The organism is Streptomyces sp. NPDC056503, assembly GCF_042794995.1.
In the GTDB taxonomy this organism is placed as follows: Bacteria; Actinomycetota; Actinomycetes; order Streptomycetales; family Streptomycetaceae; genus Streptomyces.
Genome location: NZ_JBHTST010000008.1, coordinates 91,435 through 109,167, shown reverse-complemented (window position 1 = coordinate 109,167; position 17,733 = coordinate 91,435). Strand labels below are relative to the sequence as shown.

Sequence of the window (17,733 nt, the reverse complement as noted above, 5' to 3'; positions counted from 1 at the left end):
GTGTATAAGAGACAGGTCCATCGGACCGGGCCCTCCGCCGTACCGTCTACAGCTTCTCGACCGGCGCGTACCGCAGCAGCAGCCGCTTCGGCTTCTCGTCGCCGAAGTCGATCGTCGCCTGCGCGTCCGAACCCCCGCCCGTCACCGCCAGGACCGTCCCGAGACCGAACTGGTCATGGGTGACCCGGTCGCCGATCGCCAGCGAGACCACCGGCTTCTCCGCCCCGCCCGCGCGGCGGGTCGCGAAACCGGACGGGCCGGAGCGGGCGCGCGACGAGGAGAGCGAGGCCGTCAGCGAGGAGGTGATCCCCGAGGTCGGCCCGGCGGGCTTCGCCACCGGCCCCGTCCGCTTCCACTCCAGGTAGGCCGGCGGGATCTCCTCCAGGAAGCGGGAGGCCGGGTTGTACGAGGGCTGGCCCCAGGCGCTGCGCATCGACGAGCGGGTGAGGTAGAGCCGCTCGCGGGCGCGGGTGATGCCCACGTACGCCAGGCGCCGCTCCTCCTCCAGCTCCTTCGTCTGACCGAGGGCCCGCATGTGCGGGAAGACGCCGTCCTCCATGCCGGTGAGGAAGACCACCGGGAACTCCAGGCCCTTCGCGGTGTGCAGGGTCATCAGCGTGATGACGCCGGTGCCCTCCTCGTCCTCGTCGGGGATCTGGTCGGAGTCGGCGACGAGCGCGACCTTCTCCAGGAACTCGGCGAGCGTGCCCGCCCCCTCCTCCTCGCCGCGCTCCTGCTCGAACTCCAGGGCCACCGCGGCGAGCTCCTGGAGGTTCTCGATCCGGGTCTCGTCCTGCGGGTCGGTGGAGGCCTGGAGCTCGGCGAGGTAGCCGGTGCGCTCCAGGACGGCCTCCAGGACGACGGCGGGGCCCGCGCCGGACTCGGCGATGGTGCGCAGCTCGTCCATGAGGGTGTTGAACCGCTTCACGGCGTTGGCCGAGCGGGCGGCCATGCCGTAGGCCTCGTCGACCCGCTTGAGCGCCTGCGGGAAGGTGATCCTCTCGCGCAGCGAGAGGGCGTCGATCATCGCCTCGGCGCGCTCGCCGATGCCGCGCTTGGGGACGTTGAGGATCCGGCGCAGCGGGACGTTGTCCTCGGGGTTGGCGAGGACGCGCAGGTAGGCGAGGACGTCCCGGACCTCCTTGCGCTCGTAGAAGCGCACGCCGCCGACGACCTTGTAGGGCAGTCCGACGCGGATGAAGATCTCCTCGAAGACGCGGGACTGGGCGTTGGTCCGGTAGAAGACGGCGACGTCGCCGGCCTTCGCGTCGCCCGCGTCGGTGAGCCGGTCGATCTCGTCGGCGACGAACTGCGCCTCGTCGTGCTCGGTGTCCGCGACGTAGCCGGTGATCCGGGCGCCCGCGCCGGCGTTGGTCCACAGGTTCTTGGGGCGGCGCGACTCGTTGCGCTCGATGACCGCGTTGGCCGCGGAGAGGATCGTCTGGGTGGAGCGGTAGTTCTGCTCCAGGAGGATCGTCGTCGCGTCCGGGTAGTCCTCCTCGAACTGGAGGATGTTGCGGATGGTCGCGCCGCGGAAGGCGTAGATCGACTGGTCGGCGTCGCCGACCACGCACAGCTCGGCCGGGTCGAGGTCCGCGTAACCGGTGCCGACCAGCTCGCGCACCAGGGTGTACTGGGCGTGGTTGGTGTCCTGGTACTCGTCGACGAGGACGTGGCGGAAGCGGCGGCGGTAGTGCTCGGCGACGTCCGGGAACGCCTGGAGCAGATGGACCGTCGTCATGATGATGTCGTCGAAGTCCAGCGCGTTCGCCTCGCGCAGGCGCGCCTGGTACATCCGGTACGCCTCGGCCAGCGTCTTCTCGAAACCGTCGGCGGCCTGGTCGGCGAAGGACTCCTCGTCGATCAGCTCGTTCTTCAGGTTGGAGATCTTGGCGCTGAAGGACTTCGGCGGGAACTTCTTCGGGTCGAGGTCCAGGTCCCGGCAGACCAGCGCCATCAGGCGCTTGGAGTCGGCGGCGTCGTAGATCGAGAAGGAGGACGTGAAGCCCAGCCTCTTGCTCTCCCGGCGCAGGATGCGGACGCAGGCGCTGTGGAAGGTCATCACCCACATCGCGGCGGCCCGCGGGCCGACGAGCTGCTCGACGCGCTCCTTCATCTCGCCGGCGGCCTTGTTGGTGAAGGTGATCGCCAGTATCTGGCCGGGGTGCACGTGCCGCGTGCCCAGGAGGTGGGCGATGCGGTGGGTGAGCACCCGGGTCTTGCCGGATCCGGCGCCGGCCACGATGAGCAGCGGGGAACCCGTGTGGACGACGGCGGCCCGCTGCTGTTCGTTCAGCCCGTCCAGCAGGGCGGCCGGGTCCACGGCGGGGCGGGGGGCGCCGTCCCGGTAGTACGGGTCCCGGGGCGGGGGCGCGTCGAAGTGCTCCCCGAACAGGTCGTGCGGAACCTCCTCCGCGGCCGGGGCGCCGTGCTCGTCGTCCTCGGGCGGGGGCGGGGCGTCCTCCGGGGAGTGGGACTGGAGGCCGGCCAGGAAGCTGTCGTCAAAGAGGCTGCTCATCGCCTCACGAGTCTAGGACGCCGCGCCGACATCCGGTCCCGCCTTCGTCAGGTCCCGGGCGTGACGGACCGCACCCCCGGGGGCCTCGGGACCCCGCCCCCGGGGGTCGCGCCTCACACCCAGAGGGTCGCGATGAAGATGTTCGCCGTGGTCAGGCCGCCGACGGCGCCGAAGAGGCCCTTGTCGACGGTCTCCTCGTCACGCTTGACGTAGACGATGCCGAGGATCACCACGAGGATCGCCAGCTTGATGCCGATCTTGAGGTTGTTGACCGTCTGGTCGTCGGCCTGGTTGAGGCCGACGAGGGCCACGCCGGTGACCAGCATGGTCAGCGCGCCGTGCAGCATGGCGGGGGTGAAGCGGGCCGTGCCGGCCCCGATCGCCTTCATCTGGGTGAGGAATCCGCCCAGCAGGGAGGCGATGCCGATGATGTGGAGCGCGACGAAGACATTGATGAGGACGTCCATGGGGCGGAGCCTAACCGGGCCCCTAGCACCACCTCCCGGGCGGGTCCACCCACTCCCCCGCTTCGGTCGCCCGCTCCACGGAAACCTTCGCCGACCGCCCCGGACGGCGAAAGGAAACGGTCTCCGGGCGTCATCGGGCGCCAATAGCGGTCAAACCCCCGCCGTGGCGTGACCCCCGGGTCTAGCGTCCTGCCCCAGGTGGTCGGCGCCCCACCCCGCCGGACCACCCGGCGGTGCCGGCCATCCCCGCCGGAGAACCCCGGCGGCGGCCCGTCTCCCCTGTGCGGTCCGCCGCCGGCCCCGGCCGGCACCGTCCCCCACAGGGAGAGGATGTGACCCGCCCTCGTGGCAGCTCACCGAAAACCCCGGCCGTTCCCGCTCGGCCGTCCCGCGGCCCGAACGGCCGCCACGCTCGCCCTCGCCTCCGCCGCCACCACGACCCTCTTCGAGGGCTCCGGGCACGCCGACCCCGCCGGCCCCGGCCGCACCACCGGCCAGGTCAGGACCGAGGTCGACCGGCTCTACCAGGAGGCCGAGGCCGCCACCGAGCGGTACAACGGCGCGAAAGAGCAGGCCGACGCCGCCCGCGCCTCCTTCGACCGGCTCCGCGACGAGGCCGCCCGCCGCACCGATCGGCTGAACACCGCCCGCCGCGACCTCGGCGCCGTCGCCGCGGCCCAGTACCGCTCCGGCGGACTCGACCCGGCCGTCCAGCTCGCCCTCACCTCGGACCCGGACGACTACCTGGAGCGGGCCGCCCTCGCCCAGAAGGCCGGCGACCGGCAGGCCACCGCCATCACCGCCGTACGCCGGGAACTCTCCGGCCTCGCCCAGCTGCGCACCGAATCCGCCGGCCGGCTCACCGCCCTGCGCGGCCACGAGGCCGAGCTGCGGCGCCAGAAGGCCACCGTCCTCGGCAAGCTCGCCGCCGCCCGCCGACTCCTGGCCCGGCTCACCGCCGAAGAGCGGGCCCGGTACGAGGCGGCCGTCGCCGCCCGCACCACACCCACGGCCGGCACCACCGACGCCACCGCGACCGCCGTCCCGGGTGGCGCCACGGCCCGGGCGGACCGCTCCTCCGGCGACCGGGTCCCAGTCGCCGCCCCCACCACCGGCCGCGCCTCCGCGGCCGTCTCCTTCGCCCGCGCCCAGCTCGGCAAGCCGTACGTCTGGGGCGCCACCGGACCCTCGGCCTACGACTGCTCGGGGCTCACCCAGGCCGCCTGGCGCGCCGCCGGGGTCTCCCTGCCGCGCACCACGTACACCCAGATCAACGCCGGGCGCCGGGTCTCCCGCTCCGAGCTGGCCCCGGGCGACCTGGTCTTCTTCTACTCGGGGATCAGCCACGTGGGCCTCTACATCGGCGGCGGCCAGATGATCCACGCGCCCCGGCCGGGCGCCCCCATCCGCGTCGCGCCGATCGACGAGATGCCCTTCGCGGGCGCCACCCGCGTCGCCTGAACCGCCGGGCGCCTCCTGGGAGACCCCGGCGGACCGGGCTCAGACCAGACGGCGGGCGGTGGCCCAGCGGGTCAGCTCGTGCCGGTTGGAGAGCTGGAGCTTGCGGAGCACCGCGGAGACGTGCGACTCGACGGTCTTCACCGAGATGTAGAGCTGCTTGGCGACCTCCTTGTACGCGTAACCGCGGGCGATCAGCCGGAGCACCTCCCGCTCCCGCTGGGTCAGCCGGTCCAGGTCCTCGTCCACCGGGGGCGCGTCGGTGGAGGCGAAGGCGTCCAGCACGAAGCCGGCGAGGCGCGGGGAGAAGACGGCGTCGCCCTCCTGCACCCGGAAGATCGAGTCCACCAGGTCGGAGCCGGTGATCGTCTTGGTGACATAGCCGCGGGCACCGCCCCGGATCACGCCGATCACGTCCTCCGCCGCGTCCGAGACGGAGAGCGCGAGGAAACGGACCGGGTCCTCGGCGGCGGCCATCAGCCCGGCGCAGCGGCGCAGCACCTCGACCCCGCCGCCGCCGGGCAGATGGACGTCGAGGAGGACGACCTCCGGCCTGGTGGCGGTGATCACGGTGACGGCCTGGTCGACGTCGGCCGCCTCTCCGACGACCTCGACCCCGGTGACGTCGGTCCGCCCGATCTCGGCCTGCACGCCGGTGCGGAACATCCGGTGGTCGTCGACGAGGACGACCCGCACCCGGCGTCCGGCGCCGCCCGCCGCACCCGGCCCCGTCTCCCCGTCGGCTCCGGCCGTCGCCCCGGTCTCGTCACTCATCCGTCCGCCCTCTCCATCTCCAGCTCGACTTCCGTGCCCCCGCCCGGTACGGCACGCAGACGGGCCGTGCCGCCGTTGCGCTGCATCCGGCCGATGATCGATTCTCGTACGCCCATTCTGTCCTCGGGCACCTCGTCCAGGTCGAAACCGGGGCCGCGGTCGCGCACCGAGACGAACACCGTGCGCCCCTCCACCTCGGCGTACACCTGCACCGCCCCGCCCTCGCCACCGTACTTCGCGGCGTTGACCATCGCCTCGCGCGCGGCCTGCATCTGCGCGGTCAGCTTCTCGTCGAGGGGGCAGTCGCCGACGACGACGACCTCCAGCGGCACGCCGTGCTTGTCCTCGACCTCCGCGGCGGCCCGCTTCACCGCCTCGGCGAGGGTCTCGGGCTCCTCGTCCTTGCCGGTGCCCTCGGGCTTGTAGAGCCAGTTCCGCAGCTCCCGCTCCTGGGCGCGGGCGAGCCGGCGGACCTCGCCGGCGTCGTCGGCGTTGCGCTGGATCAGGGTGAGGGTGTGCAGCACGGAGTCGTGGACGTGCGCGGCGACCTCGGCCCGCTCCTGGGCGCGGATGCGCAGGGTCCGCTCCGCGGTGAGGTCCTGCGACATCCGTATCAGCCACGGGCCGGCGAGCAGCGCTATGCCGGTGAGGACGGCGACGGAGGCGGTCAGCGCGGTGCCGATCTGGGCGACGGAGCCGCGCACGACGACGAAGACGGCGAGGCCGGTGCCGACCAGGGCCACGCCGACCAGTCCCCGCACGAGGTGGAAGCCGCGGCCGTGCTTGGCGCCCCGGCCGGTCCAGACGTCGGCGCGGGCGTTGTCCGCCTGCCGCCACACCAGCACCACACCGACGCCGATGAGCAGCGTCGGCCACACGTACCGCCCGGTCTCGCCGTCGAGCCGCAGGTTCGCGATGAAGACGGACGCGCCGATCGCGAGGGCGACGAGGGCGAGGATCTGGCCGCGGTCGGGCTTGCGGAGCCGGTGTCTGCCGTCCTCGGTGGTCTCGAAGAGCGGACGGGGCTCGGCCTTGCCGCCGACGCCGAGCGGGACGACGATCCAGAAGACCGCGTAGAGCAGCAGTCCGAGGCCCTCGGTGAGGACGAGCACCGCGAAGACGGCGCGCACCCACGCGACGGGCAGTCCGAGGTGTCCCGCGAGGCCGCGCGCGACACCGCCGAGCCACCGCCCGTCGGCGCTCCGGTAGAGCCTGCGCACGGGCGGTTCGTCGGTGTCGGTGACACGAGCGGTTGCGGACATGCACCGATCGTCACACGTCCGGCGGTCCCGGGGTATCAGGGTCCGCCCTGAGATCGCCCCCGGGATCGCCTCGGGGTCGCGGCGCCGTCGAATATCAGGGTCGTGCCAGGGTCGATCCCGGTGCCGTCCTGGGGTCACGGGCGGTCACCATGGACGCATGACGAGTTCGACGCCTTCGCAGCACACGCAGCACGAGGCCCCACCGGCGGCCGGTGCCGCGCCCGCGGTGCCCCCGCGCCGCTCGCGCACGAACCGAGTGGTCGGCGGGGTCTGCGGCGGTCTCGGCCGGCACTTCGACATGGATCCGGTGATCTTCCGGATCGTGCTGTCGGTGCTGGCGGTGACGGGCGGCATAGGCCTCATCTTCTACGGCTTCGCGTGGCTGGTGATCCCGCTCGCGGGCGAGGAGGAGAGCGAGGGCCGGCGGCTGCTGACCGGCCGGGTGTCCGGTGCCTCGCTCGCCGCGATACTCATGGCGCTGGTGGGCTGCGGCATCTTCCTCTCGATGCTGCGCACGGGTTCGCTGCTGGGCTTCGCGGTGCTGCTGACGCTGGCGACGGGCGGCGCGGCCTACTGGTCGCAGCGGCGCACGTCGCTGCCGGAGGGGGAGGCCGAGGGCACCCCGGAGGCGAAGCCGAAGGCGCCGCACGGGCGGGTCCCGGTCCCGCCGGAGGCGAAGGCGCCGCCGCTGACCTTCATCGAGATGGGCTCGTGGTGGCGCGATCCGATCGTGAAGGACGGGTCGACGGGCAAGGTGGCCATCGGCTACCTGTGGGGCCCGCACGGCATCGTCGACGACGAGGGCAAGGTCGGCGGCGAGGTGCCGAAGCCCGGCAGCCAGTGGGGCCCGCCGGCCGCCGAGGGGCGCCCGGAGCCCTCGGTGCGGCGCAGTCCGTACTCGATCGCCGGTCTCGTCCATCTGCTCGCGCTCGGCGCCGCGATCACGGGCACGGCCCTGACGTGGGAGTCGCAGCCGCTGGGCACCAGTCTGGCGACGGGGCTCGCGGCCGCGCTCGCGGTGTTCGGTCTGGGGCTGGTCGTCAGCAGCTTCCTGGGGCGCACCGGCTTCGGGACGATCTTCCAGGCGGTGGTGACGGCGGCGCTGCTGGCCGGTGCGATCGCCCTGCCGGACAAGATCACCACGGACTGGACGCGTCAGACGTGGACGCCGGCCACGGTGGCCGCGGTGCGGCCACAGTACGACCTCGGCGCGGGGGTGGGGACGCTGGACCTGTCCCGGCTGTCCGTGCCCGAGGGGAAGACGGTGTCGACGGCGGTGGACGTGGGCGCGGGGAAGCTGGAGGTGATCGTGCCGCAGGACGTGGTGGTGAAGCTCCACGCCCAGGTGGGTCTCGGTGATCTGCAACTGCCCGGGCAGGCGCCGGACGACATCGACGTCGCCCCCGACCGCGACGAGACGCGGACGCTGAACCCGCCCGCCGGGACGGACCCGGCGGGGACGCTGGACCTCTCGCTCGAGGTCGGTCTTGGACAGGTGGAGGTCACCCGTGCTGCTTCATGAGTTCCGTCCGGGCCGACTGGTCGTCGGCGTCGCCTCCCTCGCCCTGGCCGGGGCCTACGGCGGGGAGCTGGCCGGCGCCTGGTCGGCCCCGTGGTGGCTGGCGGTCCCGGTGATGTGCGGCGCGCTGGGGGTGGCCGGCCTGGTGACCTGGGTGGCCTACGGCATACGGCGGCGTTCGGCGAGGAGCCGGTCGGCGGAGAGCACCTGCGCCCCGGCGAGCAGCAGCGGCAGCCAGGCCATGAGATAGGCGAGGTCGTTGCCGAGGTAGTACGGCTCGACCTGCCAGCTCACGGTGAGCCAGAGGCTCAGTGAGATCAGGGCGCCGCCGAGGGCGGCGACCCGGGCGAAGAGGCCCAGGAGGGTGCCGAGGCCGACGGCGATCTCGCCGAAGGCGATGGCGTAGCCGAATCCGGTGGGGCTGTGGAGGGCGAGGTCGACGAGGGCGGGGATGGCCGAGGAGTCACGGACGCCGCGCATGGTGTCGCCGATGGAGCCCGCTCCGGAGTCGGCGAAGAAGGCCGGGTCGGTGAGCTTGTCGAGCCCGGCGTAGACGAAGGTGACGCCGAGGAAGATCCGGAGCGGCAGGAGGGCGTAGCGGGAGGCGGTGGCCTTCCAGGCGTCCACGCGGTCCTTCAGGCCGGTCCCGCCGGGGCGGTTCGTGTACTCGCTCATGATCGGTCACCTCTCCACACCCCGTACGACTGTTCGCGGACTGATTGTCTCCGCTCGTCCTGTGAGGGGATACAGGGAAGGACCGGATGCTCAGTCCGCTACGTCGATCGTCACCCGGTTGGTCTCGAAGCCGGCGGCGGTGACGACGGAGACCTCGACCCGGCCGGGCTCGACGTCGGCGGGGAGGGGGACGGTGAGGACGGTGTCGGTGGGGTTGGCGAAGCCGCCGGGGACCGGGACCAGGGGGACGTGGGTGTGGACCGGGCCGATGCGGACGACGAGCCTGGTCAGCGGGTCGGGGGCGGCGGCGCCGGGCGGGACGAAGCCGTGGCCGCGGATCTCGATGTCGTCGCCGGTGCGGATGGGGGCGTCGAGGTCGCCGGCCTCGCGGGCGCGGACCACGGCGTGGACGGCGGGCGGGCCGCCCTCGGTGCACTTGGCGGCCAGGTGCCAGACGGCGGAGACCGCGAGGAGGAGGGCGAGGGACCAGGGCAGCTGGGGAAGGCGGGCCGGGTCGGCGGCGAGCCGGACGGCGGTGAGGGCGAGGACGGCGCCGGAGACGAGGACGTACTGGACGTCGGCGAGGTCGGCGCGGCCGTTGTCGTCGCAGAGGAGGTCGGCGGCGCGGGGCCGGTCGGCGCGGACCTTCTGGAGCCGTCGGCCGGCGATCCGGGTGGAGACGACGAGCCGGGCGGTGACGGCGACGGCGGAGACCAGGGCGAGGACGGTGACGAGCCCGGCGGCCCCGGAGAGGCCGAAGGCGGTGGGGGTGGCGGTGAGCGAGCGGGAGACGAGGAAGAGGAGGGCGTAGCAGAGGAAGAGCAGCCAGGCGGCGGCGACGGCCCGGGTGGTGGAGAGCCGGTTGTCCTCACCGGTGAGCGGGGCGAGGAGGCCGCCGCGGGCGCGGTGGGCGTGGGCGGCGGCGGTGAGCGGGACGGCGAGGAGGAGGGCGGTGCAGAGGCCGGCGGTGCGGGCGGCGGTCCAGCCGGTGCCGAGGGCGGTGAGGGCCTGGCCGAGGAGGAGGGCGAGGACGGCGGCCCAGACGGCGGCGAGGCTGCCGGTGCGGACGCGGGCGAGCCAGGCGAGTCCGGCCTCGCGGCCGTGGGCGGTGACGGCGCGGGCGGACTGGGCGAGTTCGTCGGAGACCCACTGGCGGGCGGCGACCGGGGAGTGGGCGACGGCGACGGGGACGCCGTGGCCGGCGGCGAGTTCCTCTCGGCGGGCGAGGAAGGCGGCGACGGCCCGGCGGTGGCCGGTCTCGCCGCAGTGGGCGCAACCGGCGCAGGCCGTCGGGTGTTCGCCGGCGCCGTGGCGCCCGCCGTGGTGTCTCGCCTCTTGAACCGCCACCGTGCCGTCACTTCCCGAGTTCGAGGTTTCGAGCCCAACCTGCCGCTGATTCCTCGGAATTGTTCCGCACCAAGGGTGCTCGCGAGAGCCGCGTGCGCCCCGCCTGGGAGTGATTGCCGCGCCATCGCATTGACGTACAGAAGGGTGAAGCGATGGTGTTACGACAGGAGTTCGGGCTCCGCTCGGCTGATCCTGCGCCAGAGGGGCTGGTAGTTGATCCAGGCGACGAGGTCGCTGCCGAGCTGTTCGCGGGTGGCGACGGCGTCCTTGTGGTCGATGAGGACCGGTTTGCCGGCGGCGCGGGCGGCGAGCTGGATGCGGGCGCAGCGGTCCATGGCGATGAACCACCAGGCGGCGGCGTCGACGGAGGCGCCGACGGTGAGGAGGCCGTGGTTGCGCAGGACGATGCCTTTGAAGGGGCCGAGGGCGAGGGCGATCCGGCGGGCCTCCTCGGCGTCGACGGTGACGCCGGTGTAGGCGTCGTAGAGGGCGTGGTCCTGGTAAAAGGCACAGGCCTCCTGGGTGAGGGGGTCGAGGAGTTCGCCGAGGGCGGCCAGGGCGCGGCCGTGGGTGGAGTGGGTGTGGGCGACGGCGACGGCGTCCGGACGGGCCCGGTGGACCTGGGCGTGGACGGTGAAGGCGGCCTGGTTGACGTGCTGGCCGCCGAGGACGACCTGGCCCTCGCCGTTGGCGAGGACGAGGTCGCTCGCGGTGAGGTCGCCGAAGGGGGCGCCGAAGGGGTTCACCCAGTAGCAGTCGTCGTACTCGGGGTCGCGGACGGTGATGTGGCCGGAGACGCCCTCCTCGTACCCGAGCCGTCCGAAGAGCCGGAGGGCGCCGGCGAGCCGCTGCTTGCGATGGAGGCGTTCCTCCTCGGCCGTCGCGTGGACGGGCGGCATGGCGAAGTGGAGCCGGTCGACGGGGACGGGGGCCGGTATCTCGGTCATGCGCCGGAAGGTAACGCCCGGCCGGTCAAGTCACCAGAGTCCGGACGCGAACACGACGAAGCCGCCGCCCTTCGCGGGGGCGGCGGCTTCGGCCGGATCACGGAGCGGGAGGGGTCACTCCCACTCGATGGTGCCCGGGGGCTTGCTGGTGACGTCGAGGACGACGCGGTTGACGTCGGCGACCTCGTTGGTGATCCGGGTGGAGATCTTGGCGAGGACCTCGTAGGGCAGGCGCGACCAGTCGGCCGTCATGGCGTCCTCGGAGGAGACCGGGCGCAGGACGATCGGGTGGCCGTAGGTGCGGCCGTCGCCCTGGACGCCGACGGAGCGGACGTCGGCGAGCAGCACGACCGGGCACTGCCAGATCTCGCGGTCGAGACCGGCCGAGGTCAGCTCCTCGCGGGCGATGGCGTCGGCCTCGCGGAGCAGGTCCAGGCGCTCCTTGGTGACCTCGCCGACGATGCGGATGCCGAGGCCGGGGCCCGGGAAGGGCTGGCGCTGGACGATCTCGTCGGGCAGGCCGAGCTCCTGGCCGACCATGCGGACCTCGTCCTTGAACAGCTGGCGCAGCGGCTCGACGAGCTCGAACTCGATGTCGTCGGGGAGCCCGCCCACGTTGTGGTGGGACTTGATGTTGGCGGTGCCGGTGCCGCCGCCGGACTCGACGATGTCCGGGTACAGGGTGCCCTGGACCAGGAAGGCGACCTCGGGGCCCTCCTCCTGGAGGATCTCCAGCTGCGCCTGCTCGAAGACGCGGATGAACTCGCGGCCGATGATCTTGCGCTTGGTCTCCGGGTCGGAGACGCCGGCGAGGGCGTCGAGGAAGCGCTTCTCGGCGTCGACGACGACCAGGCGGGCGCCGGTCGCGGCGACGAAGTCCTTCTCGACCTGCTGGGTCTCGCCCTTGCGCATCAGGCCGTGGTCGACGTAGACGCAGGTGAGCTGGTCGCCGATGGCCTTCTGCACGAGGGCCGCGGCCACCGCGGAGTCGACGCCGCCGGAGAGGCCGCAGATGGCGCGCTTGTCGCCGACCTGGGCGCGGATGGCCGCGACCTGCTCCTCGATGACGTTGCCGGTGGTCCAGCTGGGCTCGATGCCGGCACCGCGGTAGAGGAAGTGCTCCAGGATCTGCTGGCCGTGCGTGGAGTGCAGCACCTCGGGGTGGTACTGGACGCCGTAGAGCTTCTTCGCGTCGTTCTCGAAGGCGGCGACCGGGACCACGTCGGTGGAGGCGGTGACGGCGAAGCCCTCGGGGGCGGCGGAGCAGGCGTCGCCGTGCGACATCCACACGGACTGCTCGACCGGGGTGCCCTCGAAGAGGGTGGAGCCGGCCTTGGTGACGTGCAGCGGGGTGCGGCCGTACTCGCGGGCGCCGTTGTCGTCGACGGTGCCGCCGAGGGTCTGGGCCATCAGCTGGAAGCCGTAGCACATGCCGAAGACGGGGACACCGGCCTCGAAGAGCGCGCGGTCGAGGCGCGGGGCGTTCTCGGCGTACACGGAGGACGGGCCGCCGGAGAGGATGATCGCCTTAGGGTTCTTGGCCAGCATCTCGGCCACCGGCATGGTGGACGGGACGATCTCGCTGTAGACCCGCGCCTCGCGAACGCGACGGGCGATGAGCTGGGCGTACTGGGCGCCGAAGTCGACAACGAGGACTACGTCCGGGTTGGTGACGTCGGGCGCGGCAGCGGGGGACGCTGATGACACTACGGCGGCCTTCCGGCGGTAGGAGGTTCCCCCGGCGGTGGGAGGGTCCCGAGGGAGGGGCTATATGTCGATTCTACCGGCGCGCGCGGGACGCTTTTCGTCTCACCATCCGAACCGGGGTGGCCTTCGTCTCACGATCCGGGCCCGGCTTGCCCCGGGCCGGAGCGGGGGGTCCATACTGGGCGCCATGCGTAAGCACCCGACCTTCCTGTTTACCTATGGCAACCGGCCCACCGGCTGCCATGGTCGTGCTGCTTGAGCAACTGACAAGCGACTTCCCAGGCGCCCCGGGCCGACAAGGCCCGGGGCGTCTGGCGTTTCCCGGGCCGTATCGATCCGGGGCCTCCACACCACCAGGAGCCCCGCGTGACCACGAAGACCCTCACCGAGCAGACCGGCGCCCGCACCGACGAGGCGGCCTCGCTGATCGGCGACGCCCGCGAGCGGATCGACGCGCTCGACGACCGGATCATCGGCCTCATCCAGGAACGGATGGCGATCTCCGCGGTGATCCAGGAGGCCCGGATCACCTCGGGCGGCCGGCGGGTGAACCTGACCCGCGAGATGGAGGTGCTCGCCCACTACCGGGACGCGCTGGGCAAGCCGGGCACGGCGCTGGCCATGACGATGCTGGAGCTGTGCCGAGGCCGCGTCTGAGGCCGCCGTGGGCGCGGGTGCGGCCGGGGACGGAGGTACGGACAGGGGCGGAGGTGCGGGCGGGGGTACGGGCGGAACGCGTCTGAGTGGGTCCCCGCACCCGCGTTCGGTGCCGGTCTCACCCGTACGGCGCGTGACCGGCGCCCGCCGCGCTTCGTTGAGCGGGGTGTCCGTGCCAGCCAGGGGCGGTCCGCAAGAAACCACGCGTGGCTTCGCTGGGGCGTGTGACGTGCTTCTGGTACGTCGTGGGACCTCGCACCAGCGCACGTGACCGGACGGCAGGGGACAGCAGCCCGGTCACCCAGAAAGGGCGGTCGGTCCCGGGGACGCCCGGGGCCGACCGCACCGGCTCACCCTCCGCACCCCTCCGGCCCGTCCCCCACGACCGTCCCCCCGAGGCTTTCTCCCCGACGCGGCGCGACCCCCCGGCGCCGCTCCGATCGGCACCGCCGCTGCCCTGACACCGGTGCCGACCCAGGGCCCGTGCCGCGACCGGAATCGCGGCACGGGCCCTTCTCGTCGGCCCTTCTCTCGCTGCTCGGCATACCCCTCCACCCCATGTGACGCGCGTCACACAAAGATCCCGTACAACGCCTACAACCAAAGGCGGGGTCCGGTGGTCATCTATGCAGCAACACCGAAAAGCCGGAAGGGCGCTGCACTCGGAGGGGGGTGCAGCGCCCTTTCTGTCGTCTCCGTCGCCTTGAGGCCTCCGCCGTCTTGAGACCCATGCCGTCGCGAGGACTCCGACGCCTTGAGGCCTCCGCCGTCGCGAGGCCTCCGCCGGCTTGAGGCCTCCGCCGGCTAGGACTTCTTCGGCGGGACCGTCGGCATGCCGAGGAAGGGCAGCCGCAGGGCGCCGAACGCCTCGGCCGGGACCGCGGGGGACTTCGGCTCGACCGCCGCCACGCGCGCGTAGGCCTCGCCCTGCCGCGGCCGCGGGTCCTCCTCGCCCTTGTTCGGCCAGAAGGACATCGCCCGCTCCGCCTGGGCGGTGATCGTCAGCGACGGGTTCACCCCCAGGTTGGCCGAGACCGCCGCGCCGTCCACGACCGAGATGCCCGGGTGGCCGTAGAGCCGGTGGTACGGGTCGATGACACCGGACTCCGCGTCGGCGCCGATCGGGCAGCCGCCGAGGAAGTGCGCGGTCAGCGGGGTGCCCATCAGCTCGCCGACGTTGGAGCCGGCGAAGCCGTTGATCTCCTCGGAGATCAGGGTGGCGGCCCTGGTCGCCGCCTCGATCTGCGTCGGGTTCGGCGCCCCGTGCCCCTGGCGGGCGGTGAGCAGGCCCTTCCCGATGCCGCCGGGCTTGCGGTAGGTCGTCAGCGAGTTGTCGAGGGACTGCATGACGAGGCCGATGATGGTCTTCTCCGACCACCGCCGGTTGGAGAGGGAGCGGACCGCGAGGAGCGGGTGGCGGACCACGTTGAGGGCCCAGCCGCGCACCCGGTGGGCGCCGTAGGGGACCTGGAGGACGGTGAGGCCGCCCATCGAGTTGGAGCCCTTGCCGTAGCGGACCGGCTCGATGTGGGTGTTCTCGTCGGGGTGGACGGACGAGGTGATGGCGACGCCGCGGGTGAAGTCCGCCTTCTCCTTGCCGTGCTTGCGCCGGTAGCGGCGGTCGGTGGTCTGGGCGCCGACCAGTCCCTCGGAGTTGGTGCGGGTCAGCTCGCCGAGCCGGGCGGAGATCCGGGGCAGCAGACCGCTGTCCTTCATCCGGTGGAGCAGCGTCTGGGTGCCGTACGTGCCGGCGGCGACGACCACCCGCCGGGCGGTGAAGGTGCGGCCCCTGCCCTTCTTCCGGTTGTCGGTGGGGAGGGTCTTGACCGCGAATCCGCCGCGCGAGTCCTCGGTGACGGCGACGACGGAGGTCATCGGGTGGACGACCGCGCCCGCCTTCTCGGCGAGGTAGAGGTAGTTCTCGTTGAGGGTGTTCTTCGCGCCGTGGCGGCAGCCGGTCATGCACTCGCCGCACTCGGTGCACGCCTTGCGCGAGGGGCCCGCGCCGCCGAAGAACGGGTCGGCCACCTCCCCGCCCGGCTTCGCCCTGGCGGTGCCGACCCCGTCCTCGCCGACGGCGTCCCGGCCGTCCCCGAAGAAGACGCCGACCGGTGCCATGTGGAAGGTGTCGCCGATCCCCATGGCCTGGGCGGCGGCCTTCAGGTGCACGTCGGAGGGGGTCATCGTCGGGTTGAGGCGGACGCCCAGCATCCGCTTCGCCTGGTCGTAGTACGGGGCGAGCTCGGCGCGCCAGTCGGTGATGTCCTTCCACTGCGGGTCGTCGAAGAACGGCGCCAGCGGCTCGTACAGCGTGTTCGCGTAGTTGAGGGAGCCGCCGCCGACGCCCGCGCCCGCCAGCACCATCACGTTGCCGAGCAGGTGGATGCGCTGGATGCCGTACAGGCCGAGCGTCGGGGCCCACAGGAAGTTCTTCAGGTCCCAGGAGTTCTTCGGCAGCGTCTCCCGGGTGAAGCGGCGGCCGGCCTCCAGGACGCCGACCCGGTAGCCCTTCTCGGTGAGCCGCAGGGCGGTGACCGAACCGCCGAAGCCGGAGCCGACCACGAGGACGTCGTAGTCGTACGAGTCTTCCTCGTCCTGATTTCGGGCAGGGGGTACCGCGGTCATGGCTCTCCTCGCAGAACCTCGTACGGAAAAGGGTGGAAACGGACGGACAGGTGCCGGGGCGTCAGCTCAGGCGCAGCGCCTTCAGGGCCTTCAGGGAGAGGCTCATCACCGCCGCGTACTTCTCGTCGTCCATCCCGAAGGAGGGCGCCAGCGGCATCAGCCGCTGCTGGGCGACGGTCTGGGCCTCGGTGTACTTGAGGATGCCCTCGGAGCCGTGGCGGCGGCCGAGGCCGGAGTCCTTCATGCCGCCCATCGGGGCGCGGACGCTGCCGTACGCGGGCGCGTACCCCTCGTTGATGTTGACCGTGCCGGTCCGCAGCCGGGCGGCGACCGCGTGGCCGCGGCGCGAGTCGGTGGTCCAGACGGAGGAGTTGAGGCCGTACGGGGTGGCGTTGGCGCGCGCGATGACCTCGTCCTCGTCGGTGAAGCGGTAGATCGAGACGACCGGGCCGAAGGTCTCCTCGGCGCACACGGTCATCGGGGCCTCGACGCCGTCGAGGATGGTCGGCTCGTAGAAGAGCGGGCCGACGTCGGGGCGGGCGACACCGCCGGCGACGAGCTTGGCGCCCTGGGCGACGGCCTCCTCGACGTGCTTGGTGACGGTCTCCAGCTGGCGCTCGCCGACGAGGGAGCCCATGTCGGCGCCGTACGCGAGGGAGTTGCCGAGGCGCATGGCCTTGGTGCGGGCGGCGAAGCTCTCGACGAAGGCGTCGGCGACCGACTCGTGGACGTACAGGCGCTCGATGGAGATGCAGAGCTGGCCGGCGGAGGAGAAGCAGGCGCGGACGGCGCCGGCGGCGGCCTTCTCGACGTCGGCGTCCTTCAGCACCAGCATGGCGTTCTTGCCGCCGAGTTCGAGGGAGACGCCGACGAGACGGGCGGCGGCGCCCCGGGCGACCTCCAGGCCGGTGCGGGTGGAGCCGGTGAAGGAGACGTAGTCGGCGTGGCGGACGACCTCGGGGCCGACGACCGGGCCCTCGCCGAGCACGACCTGGAAGACCTCGGCGGGCAGGCCGGCCTCGATGAGCAGCTCACGGGCCCAGAGGGCGGTGAGCGCGGTCTCGGTGTCCGGCTTCATGACGAGCGCGTTGCCCGCCACGAAGGCGGGCAGGGCGTCGCCGACGGAGAGCTCGAAGGGGTAGTTCCAGGGCGCGATCTGGCCGACGACCCCGCGCGGCTGGCGCAGCTCGGTGACCTTGGTGAGGGTCGGGACGACGCCGGTGTGCCGCTTGGGGCGGAGGTACGAGGACGCCTTGCGGCCGTAGTGGCGGGCGGCGACGGCGACCGCGAGGACCTCCTCGTGGGCGTGCAGCCGCGCCTTGCCGGTCTCCAGCTGGATGAGGTCGAGGACCTCGGACTGGCGGGCGATGACGAGGTCGTGGAAGCGGAGCAGGACGGCTGCGCGGGCCCGGACGGGGGTGGCGGCCCAGGCGGCCTGGGCGGCGCGGGCGCGGTCGAACGCCTCGGCGACGTCCTCGGGCGTGGCCTCCGGCAGGTCCGCCAGCTTCGCCCCGGTGAAGGGGGTGTGGTTGGCGGTGCGGCCGGAGCCGATGACGCCCCGGGTGAGCCGGGCGACCAGCTCCGGCGTCACGACGTCGGCGGCGGTCCGGGCTCCGGCCGGCGCCGGGGCGACCGGGTTGGTCGCGCCGGCCGGGGCGGCGGAGCGGACCGCCGGGGCGGGGTCGGCGGGAATCGTGAGGGCGGCGAGGGCCTGCGAGTCCGTCATGACGCCGAGCGTAGGCCTCGTTCCGGTCTTTGGGTACCCGCCGGTAACGCG

13 protein-coding genes are annotated in these 17,733 nt (G+C 72.8%); 3 read left to right on the top strand and 10 right to left on the bottom strand.

What is annotated here, in order from left to right:
• Window positions 1-46 precede the first annotated feature (46 nt).
• Both pcrA and ACFQ8C_RS04500 read right to left on the bottom strand, forming a co-directional pair.
• Window positions 47-2,518: a DNA helicase PcrA gene (gene pcrA, locus ACFQ8C_RS04505; RefSeq protein WP_383452168.1), complete on the bottom strand. Its 2,472-nt coding sequence runs from the start codon at window positions 2,516-2,518 to the stop codon at window positions 47-49.
• Window positions 2,519-2,631: 113 nt separating this feature from the next.
• Window positions 2,632-2,985: a hypothetical protein gene (locus ACFQ8C_RS04500; protein WP_355729886.1), complete on the bottom strand. Its 354-nt coding sequence runs from the start codon at window positions 2,983-2,985 to the stop codon at window positions 2,632-2,634.
• A 345-nt stretch (window positions 2,986-3,330) separates the two neighbouring features.
• On the opposite strand from ACFQ8C_RS04500, the gene ACFQ8C_RS04495 reads away from it, so the two are divergent.
• On the top strand, window positions 3,331-4,446 hold the full coding sequence (locus ACFQ8C_RS04495; protein WP_383452166.1) for an NlpC/P60 family protein: 1,116 nt from the start codon (window positions 3,331-3,333) through the stop codon (window positions 4,444-4,446).
• A gap of 39 nt (window positions 4,447-4,485) precedes the next feature.
• Here the strand turns inward: ACFQ8C_RS04495 and ACFQ8C_RS04490 are convergent, their stop codons facing one another.
• Both ACFQ8C_RS04490 and ACFQ8C_RS04485 read right to left on the bottom strand, forming a co-directional pair.
• Window positions 4,486-5,217 carry a LuxR C-terminal-related transcriptional regulator gene (locus ACFQ8C_RS04490; protein WP_383452164.1) on the bottom strand — a complete coding sequence of 244 codons (732 nt, stop codon included), beginning with the start codon at window positions 5,215-5,217 and terminating at the stop codon, window positions 4,486-4,488.
• Window positions 5,214-6,479, bottom strand: a complete 1,266-nt coding sequence (locus ACFQ8C_RS04485) for a PspC domain-containing protein (RefSeq protein WP_383452163.1) — start codon at window positions 6,477-6,479, stop codon at window positions 5,214-5,216. The genes ACFQ8C_RS04490 and ACFQ8C_RS04485 overlap by 4 nt, the downstream gene beginning before the upstream one ends.
• Before the next feature lie 157 nt (window positions 6,480-6,636).
• Here ACFQ8C_RS04485 and ACFQ8C_RS04480 point away from each other — a divergent pair, with 157 nt between their 5' ends.
• On the top strand, window positions 6,637-8,001 hold the full coding sequence (locus ACFQ8C_RS04480; RefSeq protein WP_383452161.1) for a PspC domain-containing protein: 1,365 nt from the start codon (window positions 6,637-6,639) through the stop codon (window positions 7,999-8,001).
• A gap of 156 nt (window positions 8,002-8,157) precedes the next feature.
• Here the strand turns inward: ACFQ8C_RS04480 and ACFQ8C_RS04475 are convergent, their stop codons facing one another.
• The 4 genes from ACFQ8C_RS04475 to guaA form a co-directional block, all read right to left on the bottom strand.
• A complete protein-coding gene (locus ACFQ8C_RS04475; protein ID WP_383452159.1) occupies window positions 8,158-8,673 on the bottom strand; it encodes a DoxX family protein in 516 nt (171 codons plus the stop codon).
• A gap of 90 nt (window positions 8,674-8,763) precedes the next feature.
• On the bottom strand, window positions 8,764-10,020 hold the full coding sequence (locus tag ACFQ8C_RS04470) for a hypothetical protein (protein WP_383452157.1): 1,257 nt from the start codon (window positions 10,018-10,020) through the stop codon (window positions 8,764-8,766).
• A 158-nt stretch (window positions 10,021-10,178) separates the two neighbouring features.
• The gene (locus tag ACFQ8C_RS04465) at window positions 10,179-10,967 is read right to left on the bottom strand and encodes a class II aldolase/adducin family protein (RefSeq protein WP_383452156.1); all 789 of its coding nucleotides are present in this window, start codon (window positions 10,965-10,967) and stop codon (window positions 10,179-10,181) included.
• A gap of 114 nt (window positions 10,968-11,081) precedes the next feature.
• The gene (guaA, locus tag ACFQ8C_RS04460; RefSeq protein ID WP_383452154.1) at window positions 11,082-12,674 is read right to left on the bottom strand and encodes a glutamine-hydrolyzing GMP synthase; all 1,593 of its coding nucleotides are present in this window, start codon (window positions 12,672-12,674) and stop codon (window positions 11,082-11,084) included.
• Window positions 12,675-13,040: 366 nt separating this feature from the next.
• On the opposite strand from guaA, the gene ACFQ8C_RS04455 reads away from it, so the two are divergent.
• Window positions 13,041-13,331: a chorismate mutase gene (locus ACFQ8C_RS04455; protein WP_383452152.1), complete on the top strand. Its 291-nt coding sequence runs from the start codon at window positions 13,041-13,043 to the stop codon at window positions 13,329-13,331.
• An 804-nt stretch (window positions 13,332-14,135) separates the two neighbouring features.
• Here ACFQ8C_RS04455 and ACFQ8C_RS04450 read toward each other — a convergent pair.
• Both ACFQ8C_RS04450 and ACFQ8C_RS04445 read right to left on the bottom strand, forming a co-directional pair.
• Window positions 14,136-15,956 carry a GMC oxidoreductase gene (locus tag ACFQ8C_RS04450; RefSeq protein ID WP_383452150.1) on the bottom strand — a complete coding sequence of 607 codons (1,821 nt, stop codon included), beginning with the start codon at window positions 15,954-15,956 and terminating at the stop codon, window positions 14,136-14,138.
• Between the two features lie 61 nt (window positions 15,957-16,017).
• A complete protein-coding gene (locus ACFQ8C_RS04445) occupies window positions 16,018-17,682 on the bottom strand; it encodes a succinic semialdehyde dehydrogenase (RefSeq protein ID WP_383452148.1) in 1,665 nt (554 codons plus the stop codon).
• Window positions 17,683-17,733 lie beyond the last annotated feature (51 nt).

What these genes read in the sequence shown, in the direction of transcription:
- ACFQ8C_RS04500 (WP_355729886.1), bottom strand. Translation starts at nt 2,985, where the DNA reads ATGGACGTCCTCATCAATGTCTTCGTCGCGCTCCACATCATCGGCATC.
- pcrA (WP_383452168.1), bottom strand. Translation starts at nt 2,518, where the DNA reads ATGAGCAGCCTCTTTGACGACAGCTTCCTGGCCGGCCTCCAGTCCCAC.
- ACFQ8C_RS04475 (WP_383452159.1), bottom strand. Translation starts at nt 8,673, where the DNA reads ATGAGCGAGTACACGAACCGCCCCGGCGGGACCGGCCTGAAGGACCGC.
- ACFQ8C_RS04485 (WP_383452163.1), bottom strand. Translation starts at nt 6,479, where the DNA reads ATGTCCGCAACCGCTCGTGTCACCGACACCGACGAACCGCCCGTGCGC.
- ACFQ8C_RS04480 (WP_383452161.1), top strand. Translation starts at nt 6,637, where the DNA reads ATGACGAGTTCGACGCCTTCGCAGCACACGCAGCACGAGGCCCCACCG.
- ACFQ8C_RS04445 (WP_383452148.1), bottom strand. Translation starts at nt 17,682, where the DNA reads ATGACGGACTCGCAGGCCCTCGCCGCCCTCACGATTCCCGCCGACCCC.
- ACFQ8C_RS04490 (WP_383452164.1), bottom strand. Translation starts at nt 5,217, where the DNA reads ATGAGTGACGAGACCGGGGCGACGGCCGGAGCCGACGGGGAGACGGGG.
- ACFQ8C_RS04465 (WP_383452156.1), bottom strand. Translation starts at nt 10,967, where the DNA reads ATGACCGAGATACCGGCCCCCGTCCCCGTCGACCGGCTCCACTTCGCC.
- ACFQ8C_RS04450 (WP_383452150.1), bottom strand. Translation starts at nt 15,956, where the DNA reads ATGACCGCGGTACCCCCTGCCCGAAATCAGGACGAGGAAGACTCGTAC.